The following is a 14,772-nucleotide window of genomic DNA, read 5'->3' on the forward strand; positions in this document are numbered from 1 at the left end:
ACCCATTTTCCTTCTGTCACGGTTCCTCATCCCCTTTCTCAAAATCAGCCGGATACTCGCCTGCAAGCACGCCCAACAGCGGTTTTATCCGGATCAGTCCCGCTGCTTCATCCGTTTCCGCCATCATCCATTCTTTCATCATTTCGAGCAATTCCGCACATACCGCTTTTGTACCGGCATCTCGAAAATGTTTCGACCACCCGCGTTCAAGGCGGGTGCGCATATCGTCTATCACCGCTTCCAACTCGCCTGCCGTAAGCAAAATTTCCCCCGCTTCATTGGGGACATATTTTTCCGGATGGTCGTGTAGCGTCTTAGACAACTGCAGCATCAGATCCGTGGAACCTTTTGCATTCGGGTAAACATGATGGTAACTCCGCGGTTCTGCGGCAGATAAAAATGCAGTGTTTTTGAAAACATGGAGTTTATAATGGCTGTGTTCTTCAATGTCCTCCAAAAGCCGGTTGCGGAAATTGCGGATATAAAGAAAATCAGGGTCCTGCATATCTTTCCGGTGCAGGCCAGGTGAGAAAAACAATTTCCGATACACCCGCTTACGCCGTTCATCTTCCTGATTTTGTTTCCAGTCTTCTTCAAGGAGCCCGGTCCAGTCCGGATAACTTGTAAAATCATCCGGAAAGCTTCTTAGAAAATAGCGGCTGTAAACGGTCGCTTCATATAGGACTTCCTGGTCTTCGTAAGTGTCGAACCTAGAAATATCGCCGTCTATTGTGCGAATCAGACTGAATTCCATCAGAGCTTGGACTGCCCGGATGAGCGACTTCCGATGAAGATAAAGCGTCCAGTCCAGCTCATCTTCTACAGGATAATTGTTTTGGATTTCCTGGCACATTTCCGACAAGAGAAACTGTTCATCCACCGCTTTTCCTTCCAAAAAGGAGAGCGCACAGCAAAAAATTGCATAATCCATCGGCTCCTGAAAATGCAGGATGCCCATCCAGCTTTCCGGTTCCACCGGGATTTTTTCGAGTTTGATAAAATGCTGATGGATGATCAGCCTAAGGCCAAATTTCTCGCTGATGTAACGGCGCAGCACTTTTTCGCGTTCGCGGATGAGCTGGTACCAGTCCGGGTGCTCGGACCGCAAAATCCAATAATGATGGAATAACAAGTCCATTCCCTGCACCGCTTTTTCATCAAAAATTTGTAACGGATCCATCAGCGCTCTCCTCCTGATCGTTCAAATACGACATCCGGCATGATCAGTTTCCCGTCTTCTGCATCGAGTGTGATGAGATGATCCGGATTCATCGCAACTTTTACGGTCATCCCGTAATCCGTTTTTACCTCATGGTTTTTCGCTGCCATTGATTTTCCAATCCAGCCGAGCAGCACTTTCCGGACAAACGGTTCTACGGTTCCAATTTCTGCAAGGCGAATCTCTCCGTTTTTCATGTATTTTTCAATCAGCTGTTTTTCCTGTTCGCGCTCTTTTAAATAGGCGAGCCGCTGTTTTTCTTTCTGTTCATGATTAGATCGGAAAGCGCCCGGCTTTGTTTTCTCGCGGTACCGGTTCGTTCGCGGCTTGATTTGCCGCATCTCCGGCTGTTCTTCCCATGTCTCGGCATGAAGATTGTCCGTTGTCGCTTCCTCCAGGTGCAAATGCCTTACTGTCATCGTCCCGAACACGATCGATGACAATTGATGGGCCTCTTCAAGATTGCGGCATTCGGCAAACCATTTGGCCAGATGCAAATAATCTTTTTTCCGGCTCCGGAAATGTTGCTGGCGTTCACTGATCCGTTGTACATAACGGGCCATTCTCCGGATCATCTCATTTGTTTGCATCTGCAACATTTCCAATTCACTTTGGGAAGAGCTGCCCCCAAGAAACCACCGCCGCAAAGACCCCCAGTATTCGTGGAACTCTTCCAGCCATTCTTGTTCGGAAGCTGCCGTATCTTCCAATCGCGGAATTTGGCGCCTGTGTTCCACGAGTTTTTCAAAAAACGGTGCCAATCTTTGCCCATCCAGTTCACGCAGTCTTCCCCTGATTTGCAGGGAAGTTTTTTGCAACGATACGATAAAATCACGCAAATAAGCCGTAAATTGGTTTTTATATACGAGAAAGGCTTCCGTCTGCATCCGTTGTGACGTCTTTTCGCTGTTGATATAAGCGATGTAATCCGCCGTATTCGTCCGGATGGTCCCGAAAAAGTGAAAAATGTCATCCCAAATATGCATGTAATCGGCTGCAGGTTTATTCAATGGCTGTTCCAGTTCCTCTTCCAGTTTTTCCAAAGAGGCGAGTAGGCGGTCAAATTGCGAACGTTCGAGCGATCCTTGGAACTGGTCTCCCAATTTTTCAAGCTGGATCAGCATCCGCTCGATTTCTACCGTGTAAGGTGTGCACTGGTAGCGGAATCTTTTTTTCTTATATTCTTCGATTGTTTTGGCATTGGTCATATCCTGGCGAGCAACCAGATTATTCCATTTCACAAGCTGGGCCAACTGCTGGTGCAGCTGTTCTTCCGCATAATCCTGGAAGGCCGGGAGCGAACGCAGATATTCGAGCACTTCCTCCGGTGCAATAAAGTCGCGCATCCTTTCATGTTGTCGATAAAAGAAGCGCAAAATCACACGGTATTGGGCGGCCGAATCCGCCGTCAGATAACTCGCTTCGACAACTTTCTTCATGATCTGATCCATTTCGTTTCACCACATTTGCTTGTATTACTTCTATTGTATAAGATTCGCAGGAATTTTGGCATGGAAAATATGTTTTTGTGGTTTTTTATCCTGGACTTAAATATGGCTGCTGCCAGGTGCATAGCATGGGGGGAGGGGCAAGTACAAAAATGAAAAGCGGAATCTTTACCGGCAGCCTGTACTGTTCCCGCGCTCTACGTGAAGGAATCTGAAAAACGGCAAGCTGTCTTCACTTTTATCCAAAAAAGGAAGCGCATCCCAAAAACCAGCGGTATCTACAAAAATCAATAGAATGCTTCCGGAACCGGTGCGGGCTGAAATAGATAAATTGAACTCAATTTTACTGCTTCTTTATGTGTTACAAGAATCCATGTTTATCCTGATCGTAATGGATTTTGACGCGAAAAACTTAAGTTCAGTTTATATAGAAAGGCTGCCCGGCCATTACACCGGGCAGCCTGTTAAATCTGTTATGAGCCGGCCAGAGGAAATGTCATGCTCGGCATCCAATTTGGTACGAGCCGGCCAGAGGAAAATTGCCCCCGCAGCTCGGCCGTCACTTTAAACTTCTTTTGCTACGGCATGTTCATGCAACGCCCCGTACTGGCGGCGGTAACGGATGACAAAGTACAACAGGGTGAGGATTTCGGCAGCTGCGATATAAATCAGTAGGATGCCGGCGTTTTGCCACATCACGTCGAACTCTCCGCTGGAAACCACCGCTTTAAATCCGCGCACGCTGTAGGTCATCGGCAACAGCGGGTTAAACCACTGGATGAATTTCGGAATGACTTCCAATGGAAAAGTCCCCGCGCTGCTCGTCAGCTGCAGGATTAAGATAACAATGGCAAGGAATCTGCCAGGGTTTTGCAAAAACGTAACCAAAAATTGAATCAGCGCCATAAAGGTAAAGCTTGTTAATACCGAGAACAATAGAAACAATGGCACATTTTTTACATGAATGCCGACACCCGAAAGGATGATCACATCTGCAATGACCGATTGCAGGATGCTGACAATCAGGAGTACGCCCAATTTGCTGAAAAACCAGCTGATGCCGTTTTTCGGGATGCCTGCCGATTCAACGAGCGGGTAGACGATTGTCAAAATCAGTGCCCCGATAAAGAGCCCAAGGGATAAGAAGTACGGCGTAAAGCCGGTACCGTAATTCGGCACCCTGTCGTAATGCGTTGTATGAAGGTTGACCGGATCGGCCATCATGTTGTACGTTTTGTTATTTGCCTGGATCTTGCTTGCTGTGTTGGCAGCATCACCCAGTTTGTTTTTCAGTTCCGCCGTCCCGCTCTTTAATTGTTTTGTCCCGTCAGACAAACGACCGGAACCGCTGTTCAGCTCTTTTATGCCGGATGCAAGCTGCCCGGATCCGGATGTGAGCTGTCCAGTTCCAGATGCGAGCTGTCCGGTGCCGTTTGCAAGTTTTTCTGCGCCTGCTGTGAGCCGCGCTGAACCAGACTGCAGCTCGTTTGTGCCGGAAACGAGAGAACCGGTCCCGTTTTTCAATGCAAAAGAGCCGTTTACAAGCTGTGAAGAACCGGATTGCAGCCGGCCTGTGCCTTCTGCGAGCGCTGATGAACCGTCTGCCAGCTTTCCGGCGCCTGTGGCAAGGGTTCCCGCCCCGCTATTGATCTGTTTCAGGCCGCTTGCAAGTTTTTCTGCGCCTGTTTGAAGGCCGACTGCCCCGTCATTTGCTTTTTTCAAATTCGGGATAAACTGGTTCTGTAAACCGGCAGTATAGGTCTGTTCGCCGGCATTTAAAGCCGCAATCCCGTTATTTAAGTCCACGGCGCCTGCGTAAAGTTTGTGCAAGCTGCTTTTGACTGTTTCTTTCGAAGGATCCTTGTCATTTTCAATATTGGCGTTCAGCTCTGAAATGCCCGCTGTAAGCTGGTCAAAAGCCGGATTCGTTTGGTTTGAAATGCTTGCAGCAATCGCATCTTCAGAAGGAATCGCAGCTTGGGCTTTTTGTTTTATCTGGTTAAATGGCTCGCTTAACCCTGCGTTGATTTCGGCTTGCAATTTATCCCGCACGTTTTGTTTCCCGCTTTGAATACGATTTTCAGCCGCCTTCTTCATTTGTGCGATTTGCGCATCGGGCAGGTTTGCTTGTTTCCCCAATGTTTCCACAAGTTCGTCTGTTTGTTTAATTTGTTCTTCTGTCACTGAATCGGCAATTTGGGCAGCCATTGCGCTGCTGATTTGGGATTGCGCGGATGTTAGCCCGCTATTGATTTGCCCGATGCCGTTATTGAGCTCGGTGGAAACGCCTTTTGCGACTTTGCTCGGCAATTCCGTTTTCATTTGCGTAACGCCTGCATTGAGCCGTGATGTGCCTTGTAAAAGCTGTGCCGGAATGGCTGTTTCTGCTTTTTTCATCTTTGATGTGAGCTGACTGCTTCCCGATGCAAGATCGCCTGCGCCTTTTTGCAGTTTTGTAGCGCCAGACAATAAAGAATTGCTGGCCGTTGTCGAAAGCTGGTTCAGGCCGGTGCTTAAAGTGGATGTGCCGGCTGCCAGCTTTTCTGCGCCTGAAGCTGCGTCAGAAATGCCTTTTGTAAAAGTAATGGAACCGGATGCCAGCTTTTCCAGATTTGCTTTCAAAGCTTTTGCACCGGTATTGGCTTGAGCCGTCCCGTTGTTTAACGAAACTGCGCCGGCATAAAGCTGGACTGCCCCGCCATTCAATTTTTGCGCCCCGTTCCCGGCTTTTACGATGCCTGCCTGAAGAACGGGCATTCCTTTGTTTAAAGCGGCTGCGCCTGAATTTACTGCGAGCGCCCCGTTGTGTACTTTTGTGCTGCCATTTTGCAATGAAGCAGCCCCGGAAAGCAACCGCCCAGTCCCTTGTTTTAACACCGTGACGCCGTCATCCAGTTTAACAGCGCCCTCGTTAAGTTTTGCGGCCCCAGTACTTGCGGTTTTAAAACCGCCCGCCATTTTTTCGGCCGTTTGAAAAACCGATTCCGCATACGTTTTTGAAATTTCGTCCGCCATTTTTTCTTTTACTTTCAGCATGGCCGTTTCGCCGATTTGGCTGGACAGGAAGTTGTAGCTGTCATTTGGCATGTACTGAAGCTGAAGTTTTTCCGGATTTTTGGCCAATAGAGTGGTGGCGCTTTTGGAGAAGTTTTCCGGAATTCTGATCACCATATAGTATTGGCGGCCGCGAAGCCCGTCCATTGCCCGCTGTTCCGATACAAAATGGAAATCAAAGCCGCCGCTTTTCTTTAAGTTCGAAACCAGATCTTTTCCGAGTGTGAGCTGCTGTCCATCCATTTTTGCCCCTTCGTCCTGGTTGACGACTGCAACCGGCAGCTGGTCCATTTTGGCATACGGATCTTTAAATGCCCAGAGAAACATGCCGGCATACAGGATCGGCGCCAGAATGACGGCAATGAGCGGTATCAGGACTTTCGGTTGGTGGATAATTTGTTTTAGTTCTTTTCCAAATAAAGTATAGCCATTCATTTTGAATGCCTCCTTAAATAGATGACTAAATTGGTCATCCGGTCATTTTAGGGTAAAAAAATAATGAAGAAAACGAAAAAACATGCTGTCATAGCGTTCTGCTTCCATGGCTGGGCAGCGCATCAGATGGCACCCTTTGCGTTCATGAGCACACATGGCTTTCTGCCGATAAACCTTTAAAAAAATACAGTTCAAACAGTTTTGAAATCTCTTCTTTCGACAGGGGAGGATGATTTTTCTCCCAGTCAAAAATCAGGGCAATATACATTTTAAACATAATAAATGCGGTTAGTTTTGGATCGCATGGATAAATGTCGCCCTTTTGCACCGCCTCCCCGATGTACTGGCTGATATAGTTCAGAATGGATTCTTTCACATGGTGGAGGGCATCCACTACTTCGGGTGTGCCAAGATTGACTTCTTCGTACAATTTGATGGCGAGCTGGTGCTTAAACCGGAACTCCAGCAATTGGTACAGCACGTGATGGACGTTTTCGTGAAAAGAATAACGCGCATCAATCGCTTCTTCGGCTGAATGTTTCATTTCGGCAATCAGGCTTTCCATAATATATTGGAGCAGTTCTTCTTTGTTTTTGAAAAAAGTATAAATTGTGCCTTTGCCGACGCCTGCCCTTCTTGCTACATGGTCCATCGTGGTCGCCTTGTAGCCAAATTCAGAAAAAGATTTCGCAGCTGCTTCCACAATCAGTTTTTTCCTGTCTGCCATTGCAACCCCCTCCCTTTTTTGACCAAATGAATGATTTGGTCAAGTAGTATATAAACGGCAAAAAAATAACGGTATGAATCCGCTTTCCGTTTTTAGTATACCAGATAGTGGCTAAACTTGCATGTGACAATTTTTTTTATTGCCGTTTTTTTGGTTCCCGGATAAATGGCATTTTATGACGATTTATCCGGGGAACCGGGGTTTTCGGGCTTGATTTACTTGAAAAACAACTTTTAATTTCGTTAAAATTACCGGCGCCGGCTGGATTGAGGTTGCGTGATTTATTTGAAAAACAGCTTAGAAATCTCCGCTCGGTTAAAGTTTTACAAGCCGATGTTGGGCTCCATTCGTTTGAAAGCAGCCTTTAATCCAAAAGGGGGCCGTCTGACGCCGGCAGATCCGGATCGATGACTTGGAACGGCCGCATCATATCGTAGTCTTCGTGTTCGAGAATATGGCAGTGCCACACGTAGTCGCCGGCATACGGGGAAAACCGCATCATGACGCGGGTGATCTGCCCGCCCGGTGCGGCAACGGTATCTTTAAAGCCGCGTTCGTTCGGTTCCGGCGGGGTGGCAGGGCCGGTGTATACGATTTGACCCGTTTCGTTATATAAATCTAAGTCAAATGGGCGGCGGTCCAAAATTTGAAACTGGATAAGATGGATATGGATCGGATGGGTAAAAGCCGTTGTATTGGCAAGCGACCAGATTTCGGTTGTGCCGAGCCTTGGTGTTTCCGTGACCGGATCCATCCATCTTTTTTTGTCCAGCAGCAACAGCGGGCGCCCGTATGAATCGGTTGCACCGGTTAGTTTTAAATGGCGGATGGCGCTTACGTTATGGCTGGAAGGAACCGGGATGGAAGATAAAGACCGCGGAATGCGGCTTGTGTCTTCTCCGGCAACCGGCAGCACAACTCTGAACTGCATCACATCGCCGGTTTGGTCGGCCGGATCGGCATTTGGACCGAGGTCATTTTTTAAAAGAATCGTCTGCCCAGCATATTCGGAAAAATCAAGGATCAAATCCGCCCGTTCTGCCGGTTCCAATGCCAGATTTTCAACTTGCACCGGCCGCCTGAGCAGCCCGCCGTCCGTACCGATCTGGTAAAAAGCCTGGCCGGAATCAAGGTATAACCGATAGGCCCGCGTGTTAGAGGCATTGACAATCCGGAACCGGTATTTTCGCGGTTCCACTTCCAAATAGGGCCAGACTTTACCATTTACAAGAATCGTGTCGCCGAGAAAAAACGGCACGACAGAGGGATCCGGTGTTTCGGGTCCCGGATTTTGCGGCTGGCGCGGATAAAAAAGAGATCCGTCATTGTTGAAAGTCCGGTCTGTAAGAAGCAGCGGAATTTCGTACTTGCCGGATGGCAGATGGAAAGCCTTTTCTTTTGGGTCGCGAATGATATACATGCCGGCCAGACCAGCATACACATTGAGGCGCGTAATGCCGATCGCATGGTCATGGTACCACAAAGTGGCGGGACGCTGGCTGTTTGTGTATTCATACACTTCTTTTTTAAAGTCCGGCCCGGTTTTGTTAAAATCGCGTGTAAACCAGGCTTCCGGATAGCCGTCGCTGTCCGGTTCAGTTTCCCCGCCGTGAAGATGCACAACAGTTCGCACTTCCGGAAAGTCTGTTCCCATCTCGTCTAAGATGGTGGTGTCCATCGGGAGGAAATGTCTTTGCGGCAAATGATTTGTCCATTTCACCCGTATCTTTTTCCCGTGTGGTACGTCAAAAAGCGGCCCGGGAAAGCTGCGGTTGTACCCCCATAATCTTGTCGGCCTTAAATCCCGGTGCAGCTTTTGCCAAAATTCTTCCATTGTGACTTCATAATATGCGATCCCGCCCTCTTCCCGCACCGGTCGGATTTTTTCCGCGAGCGGCAGGCGGTCAACAAACTTTTCTAAATTTGGGCTCAAACTCCCCACTCCCTTATCAATTGATGCCGTGCATTTCTAACAGAATATGAGCCATCAAGGCTTTTGGAAAGGGCGAATGGTACCGGAGGCGAAGATAACGTTTTTGCCTGAATTTGGCCGCCGTGTCAAAAGCATAGGCATGTTTGAAAAATGGTTGAGATGCGAGGGTATGTGTAAAATTTTACTCGAAGGAGCAAATGAATGGAAAAAAGGGAAGACACTCTATTATCTAAATGTACACAGCTAGATGAACATCTAGAGAGAGATCTTCCCATGGATATGATATCAATAATTGCTGGATGATTAAAGGGTACAAAGAGTCTTTATTGAATTTGAAGAACAGGTTAAAATTCTGATGCAGAAGGCTTTTACCCAATGAGTTGAAGACGTCAAAAAATTGAACGTTCACAGTAAAAAACATATAATAACCTATATTGGTTTCCGAGACAGTTAGAAATGAAGGTGGCACAAATGAAAAAAATTTTGCTCTTGGCAACAGGCGGGACCATTGCTTCCGTTGAGGGGGATGAAGGGCTGAAACCCGGGCTTTCGGGAGAAGACTTGCTGAAATATTTTCAGCATGCTGCTTTGTCTGCCGATGTCACCGCAAAGATATTAATGAACCGCGACAGTACAAACATGCAGCCGGAACATTGGGTGCAGATTGCGGAAGCAGTTGCGGAACATTATGAACAGTATGACGGTTTTTTGATTACACACGGAACGGATACATTGGGATATACGTCGGCAGCCTTGTCGTATATGCTGCAGGGCCTGAATAAGCCGGTTGTGCTGACGGGTTCGCAGGTGCCGATCAGTTTTAAAAAGACCGATGCCAAGAAAAATCTTTTCAACGCCCTCCGCTTTGCCTGCGAGGAGATTGGCGGCGTTTTTGTCGTGTTTGACGGGCGCGTGATCATGGGCACAAGGGCGGTGAAAATGCGGACGAAAAGCTACGATGCGTTTGAAAGCATCAATCATCCGTATGTGGCTTATGTAGCAGGGGACGAGGTGCACTATCATTGGAGGCCACAACCGCCGGAGCAGCCGTTTCATATTGAGACAAGCCTGTCACCGGATGTCTTTCTTTTAAAATTGCACCCGGGCACAAAGCCGGAGATCTTTGATTTTTTAAAGGAACATTACCGCGGGGTGATCATTGAAAGTTTCGGGAACGGCGGGGTGCCGTTTGAAGGGCGCAACTTGCTGCCGAAAATCAAGGAATTGACCGATGCCGGGATTGTTGTTATGATTTCGACGCAATGCTTGGAAGAAGGGCATGATTTGTATTTGTATGAAGTCGGAAGAAAAGTCGCGCAATATCCGGTGATTGTTTCCGGGGATATGAATACGGAAGCGATCGTGCCGAAACTAATGTGGGCGCTGGGCAAAACGGATGATCCCGCTGAAGTGAAAAAGATCATTGAAACGCCGCTTGCTTATGATTTGTCACAGGATTGGGGGTAAAGCGCGCCGGAAAACGGCTGAAAGATTGCGGGAGGGGATGCCTGCAATTTTTTTTGCCGTTCGATGCGTTTGAGCATCCTGCTGCACAGCCCGCGTTTGCAGCGTTTTTCCGGCATATTTTCAGCCGGTGTCTTCTATATAGAACGGGGTTTCTGCGTTTACAAAAAACCGCCGCCATAAATTCCATTAAATTTCATACCAACTGCGCGGGGAATCGAGTAAACTGGAGTTAGGAAACATGAAAAAACAGGCGCCAGGCCCGGCCTTAAAGGGGCGGTTTCCGGCATTCGCGAGGGAGGTAGCACGGTGGAAACGTCATTTGAAATGTTGCTGGAAATATTTGAGAGGGCTGCCCTTTTATTAACTTGCTTATTTTTTATCACGCGAATTCCGCGTTTTAAAGAAATTTTTCAACAAGAGCAGCCGTCTGTTTTTGAACTGAGTTTTATCACTGCCGTCTTTTGCAGTTTTGCAATCTTTGCGACTTACTCTGGCATTAAGGTGGACGGGTCGCTTGTCAACGTGCGGATTATTGCTATCGTATCAGGCGGCATCCTGTTCGGCCCGTGGGTTGGCATTATCACAGGCATTGTCTCCGGGTTGCACCGTTATTTAATAGATATTGGCGGGGTGACATCCATCCCGTGCTTGATTACGAGTATTACAGCCGGCGTCATTTCCGGCCTGATCAGCAGGAAAGTGAAAAATTCCTGGCGCTGGTTCGTCGGGATCGCAGCCGGGATGTTTTGTGAAATATTAACCATGCTTTTGATTCTTGTTTTTGCCCACCCGTTCAGCACCGGTGTGGATATTGTGTCCAAAATTGCCTTCCCGATGATCGCGGGGGACGTCAATATCGGATTGATTGTTCTGCTGATTAAAAGCGTGGAGGGCGAGAAGGAATTTGTGGCGGCAAAACAGGCGAAACTGGCGCTTGATATTGCCAATAAAACGATGCCTTATTTCCGCGCCATCAATGCAGAATCGTTAGAAAAAATCTGCGCCATTATTAAAAACGAGATTCGCGCCGATGCGGTTGCCATCACCGATACGAAAAAAATCCTGGCTTATGTCGGATTCGGGCAGGAAAGGTACCAGATCGGTCATGAAATTATCAGTGATCTGACAAAAACTGCGATCAAAAGCGGGGAAATCACGATCCGCAACCATATCCAAGACCAGCAGACCCCGCAGATCCAGTGCCTGCTGATTATTCCGTTAAAAGAGCGGGATGAAGTCACCGGCACATTGAAAATTTATTATAAAAAAGCGAACAAAATCACCTATTCCCTGCAGACAATGGCAATCGGCCTTGCCCAGATGATTTCGACGCTCATGGAAATTTCGCGCATCGAAGAAATCAAAGAAGAAGCCAATAAAGCGGAGTGGAAGGCGCTCCAGACAAAAATCAACCCGCATTTTTTGTTTAATGCGCTAAATGCAATTGCTTCCACGACCCGCAGAAATCCCGATAAAGCAAGAAAATTAATCATGAACTTATCCGGTTTTATGCGTTATAATCTTGAATTGACCGACGATTTTATTGATATTAATAAAGAACTGCAGCAAGTACGCGACTATATTGAGATTGAAAAAGCGAGGTTCGGCAGCCGCCTGCAGGTTGAATATGAGATTGACGTCGTATCCGTGCTGATCCCGAGCCTAATTATCCAGCCGCTTGTGGAAAATGCGATCAACCACGGGATTTTAAAAGTAAAAGGGCCAGGAGTCGTAAAAATCTCCGTCAAAGAGGCAGGAGATAAAGTACGCATCAGTGTGACGGATACAGGGGCAGGCATTCCGGAAGAAGTGATTGAGCATGTTTATCAGGATAATATGCCGGTCACACAGATTGGCCTTTATAATGTCCATCGCCGTGTCAAACTGATTTATGGAAACGGTCTGGTCATTAGAAGGCTGAATCCCGGAACAGAAGTTTATTTTGAGGTTCCGAAGGTGGGAGAATATGAAAGCCATTATAGTGGAAGACGAAATACCGGCACGTGAAGAATTGGCGTATTTGATTGAAACGTACAGTGAGATTGAAATTACCGATTGTTTTGAAGATGGGCTGGATGTGTTGAAATTTTTGCAGGAACATGAAACAGATGCGATTTTTCTCGATATTAATATTCCTTCCCTGGATGGCATGCTGCTGGCAGGCAGCATCAGCAAATTTGCGCATAAACCGTATATTATTTTTACAACGGCTTATAAGGAACACGCCGTCCAGGCTTTTGAACTAGAAGCATTTGATTATATTTTAAAACCGTATGAAGAAAAAAGAATTGCCGCCATGTTGAAAAGGCTCGAGGCTGCGTATAAAAGAGAGCATTCATTGCTGGGGGAAGAAGGGGCTGTGCCGCGAAACGGCGGGCTGCACCGGAAAGAGCGGGTGAACTTGCGCAAGGGCGAGAAAATTATTGTGGCGGATGCAAACGATATTTTTTACTGCGCCGCTCAGGAAAAAATCACGCTTGTTTATACACAACAGGAAACGTTTGAAATGCCCATGGCGATATCCGAGTTCCAGTCCCTTTTGCCTGAGGATCTTTTCTTTCGCTGCCACCGGTCTTATCTTGTAAATTTAACGAAGATCCGGGAAATTGTGCCGTGGTTCAATCAAACGTATTTGCTCCGTTTAAACGGGATGGACGCGGAAATACCGGTAAGCAGAAGAAATGTGAAACAGTTTAAAGCGCTGATGCATTTTTAATATAAAGCGCCCAGCCATGCAGGAAAAGCGGCTGGCATGAACACGAAAAGTGTATGCCGGCTTTTTCCTTTTTTGCCGGGGCAGGCGTGAAAAATAGCATGGCCTACTTTGCGCACTGCGGCCGTTCGCGTGTGAAAAGTTGCCTGCTTTCCAATTTGCCATCCTCCAAGGTGTTGCGCCGAAAAAGCGGGCATGGCCTGCTTCCGGCAATACCGTTTTTCAGGAAGATTGTGCATAAATTGGAATACCTGATTTTATCCATATGCCATCTTTTATGGACATTGCGCGGGAAAGTTTCAAGAAGCGGTTTGTTCCTGTGCCATCCATTCCTTTCTGTATACCGTTTATTCCTTTTTAAAGCATTCTCGTTCCGAAAATGCGTTCCCTCCTTATTTTCGTACTATAATTTGAACTGTAGAAAAGGACAGAAGAAACGGGAGGAACCGGACATGTTAGAACGAAAAGCAAACCGCAGCCTGATTGTATTAGGGACGATGATTGTACAAATGGGGCTTGGGACTGTTTATACATGGAGTTTATTTAACCAGCCGCTTGTTGATAAATTCGGGTGGCAATTGAGTGCAGTATCGACGACATTTTCCATTTTAAGCCTGGCACTTGCAGTATCGACATTGTTTGCGACAAAATTGCAGGCAAAATGGGGACTGCGCCGCCTGGTTGCTTTTTCCGGCATTTTGCTTGGCACAGGATTAATCTTAAGTTCATTTGCACCTTCACTTTGGATGCTCTATCTGTTGGCAGGCCTTATTGTCGGTTATGCTGACGGGACAGCTTACATCACGACTTTATCCAATTTAATGAAATGGTTTCCGGATAAAAAAGGCCTCGTTTCAGGCATCTCCGTTGGGGCATACGGGACCGGCAGCCTGGTATTTAAGTTTATAAACGGTGCCGTCCTCAGTTCGTTTGGTGTCACACAGGCTTTTCTTTGCTGGGGAGTGATTGCAATTGCCATGATCACCGGCGGATCTTTCCTCTTGAAAGAAGCAGAAAATACAACCACATCCGGTACTGTGTCCAAACAGCCGGCCGGAAAAGATTTTACCATCAAAGAAATGCTCAAAACGAAACAAGCTTACCTCTTATTCATCGTGTTCTTCACGGCGTGTATGAGCGGTTTATATCTGATCGGCCTTGTTAAAGACATCGGCACGGGGCTTGTCGGGCTGGATGTTGCGACGGCCAGCAATGCAGTGGCGCTGATTGCCGTCTTTAACACCATCGGGCGGCTCGTTCTCGGCGGTTTATCAGACCATGTGGGAAGAATGAAAGTGGTATCAGGGACGCTGCTCGCGACGGCCGTTGCGGTTTCCATTTTGAGCTATGCCCACTTAAATTTCGCCCTGTTCTTTATCTGTGTTGCTGCGATTGCTTTCGGTTTCGGCGGAAATGTCACCGTATTTCCGGCTATTATTTCAGACTTCTTCGGCCTGAAAAATCAAAGCGCCAATTATTCAGTGATTTACCAAGGCTTCGGCATCGGCGCATTATCCGGATCGGTCATCGCTTCCCTTCTCGGGGGCTTTATGCCGACATTCCATGCGATTACGATTCTCTGCCTGGTCTCTTTTGCGATTACGCTTTTCATTAAATCGCCGGCTGAAGAAGCAGCCCACGCACACGGGGTTCGGGGAAATGTCGGTCGTGCCCAGCATTCGCATTAAAGCAAGGGATGTGTGCTTCGATCATGAACAAGCAGACAGGAAAGGGATTCGTGCCTGCATCATGATAAAAAACCCGCTGGCTGCCCAG

Annotated in this window: 9 protein-coding genes; 4 read left to right on the forward strand and 5 right to left on the reverse strand. The window is 47.4% G+C overall.

Annotated features, from left to right (window positions below; translation table 11 throughout):
- Window positions 1-16: 16 nt before the first annotated feature.
- The 5 genes from ABR335_RS03940 to ABR335_RS03960 all read right to left on the reverse strand — a co-directional run bounded on the left by ABR335_RS03940 (window position 17) and on the right by ABR335_RS03960 (window position 8,816).
- Window positions 17-1,180: a TIGR02678 family protein gene (locus ABR335_RS03940; protein WP_017550120.1), complete on the reverse strand. Its 1,164-nt coding sequence runs from the start codon at window positions 1,178-1,180 to the stop codon at window positions 17-19.
- The gene (locus tag ABR335_RS03945) at window positions 1,180-2,670 is read right to left on the reverse strand and encodes a TIGR02677 family protein (RefSeq protein WP_110134155.1); all 1,491 of its coding nucleotides are present in this window, start codon (window positions 2,668-2,670) and stop codon (window positions 1,180-1,182) included. Before ABR335_RS03945 ends, ABR335_RS03940 begins: the two co-directional genes overlap by 1 nt.
- A 561-nt stretch (window positions 2,671-3,231) precedes the next feature.
- On the reverse strand, window positions 3,232-6,156 hold the full coding sequence (locus ABR335_RS03950; RefSeq protein WP_350346593.1) for a YhgE/Pip domain-containing protein: 2,925 nt from the start codon (window positions 6,154-6,156) through the stop codon (window positions 3,232-3,234).
- A gap of 142 nt (window positions 6,157-6,298) precedes the next feature.
- On the reverse strand, window positions 6,299-6,883 hold the full coding sequence (locus ABR335_RS03955; protein WP_350346594.1) for a TetR/AcrR family transcriptional regulator: 585 nt from the start codon (window positions 6,881-6,883) through the stop codon (window positions 6,299-6,301).
- 364 nt (window positions 6,884-7,247) lie between these two features.
- Window positions 7,248-8,816 (reverse strand): multicopper oxidase family protein, encoded by a 1,569-nt coding sequence (locus ABR335_RS03960; RefSeq protein WP_014097300.1) that lies wholly within the window; start codon window positions 8,814-8,816, stop codon window positions 7,248-7,250.
- Between the two features lie 471 nt (window positions 8,817-9,287).
- On the opposite strand from ABR335_RS03960, the gene ABR335_RS03965 reads away from it, so the two are divergent.
- The 4 genes from ABR335_RS03965 (at window position 9,288) to ABR335_RS03980 (ending at window position 14,684) form a co-directional block, all read left to right on the forward strand.
- A complete protein-coding gene (locus tag ABR335_RS03965) occupies window positions 9,288-10,283 on the forward strand; it encodes an asparaginase (RefSeq protein WP_026104480.1) in 996 nt (331 codons plus the stop codon).
- 306 nt (window positions 10,284-10,589) lie between these two features.
- Window positions 10,590-12,290 (forward strand): sensor histidine kinase, encoded by a 1,701-nt coding sequence (locus tag ABR335_RS03970; protein ID WP_193352492.1) that lies wholly within the window; start codon window positions 10,590-10,592, stop codon window positions 12,288-12,290.
- Window positions 12,250-12,999 carry a LytR/AlgR family response regulator transcription factor gene (locus tag ABR335_RS03975; protein WP_014097305.1) on the forward strand — a complete coding sequence of 250 codons (750 nt, stop codon included), beginning with the start codon at window positions 12,250-12,252 and terminating at the stop codon, window positions 12,997-12,999. Before ABR335_RS03970 ends, ABR335_RS03975 begins: the two co-directional genes overlap by 41 nt.
- A 449-nt stretch (window positions 13,000-13,448) precedes the next feature.
- The gene (locus tag ABR335_RS03980) at window positions 13,449-14,684 is read left to right on the forward strand and encodes an L-lactate MFS transporter (protein ID WP_350346595.1); all 1,236 of its coding nucleotides are present in this window, start codon (window positions 13,449-13,451) and stop codon (window positions 14,682-14,684) included.
- Window positions 14,685-14,772 lie beyond the last annotated feature (88 nt).

Origin of the sequence: Heyndrickxia faecalis, assembly GCF_040267745.1 — a bacterium.
GTDB classification, from domain to species: domain Bacteria; phylum Bacillota; class Bacilli; order Bacillales; family Bacillaceae_C; genus Weizmannia; species Weizmannia faecalis.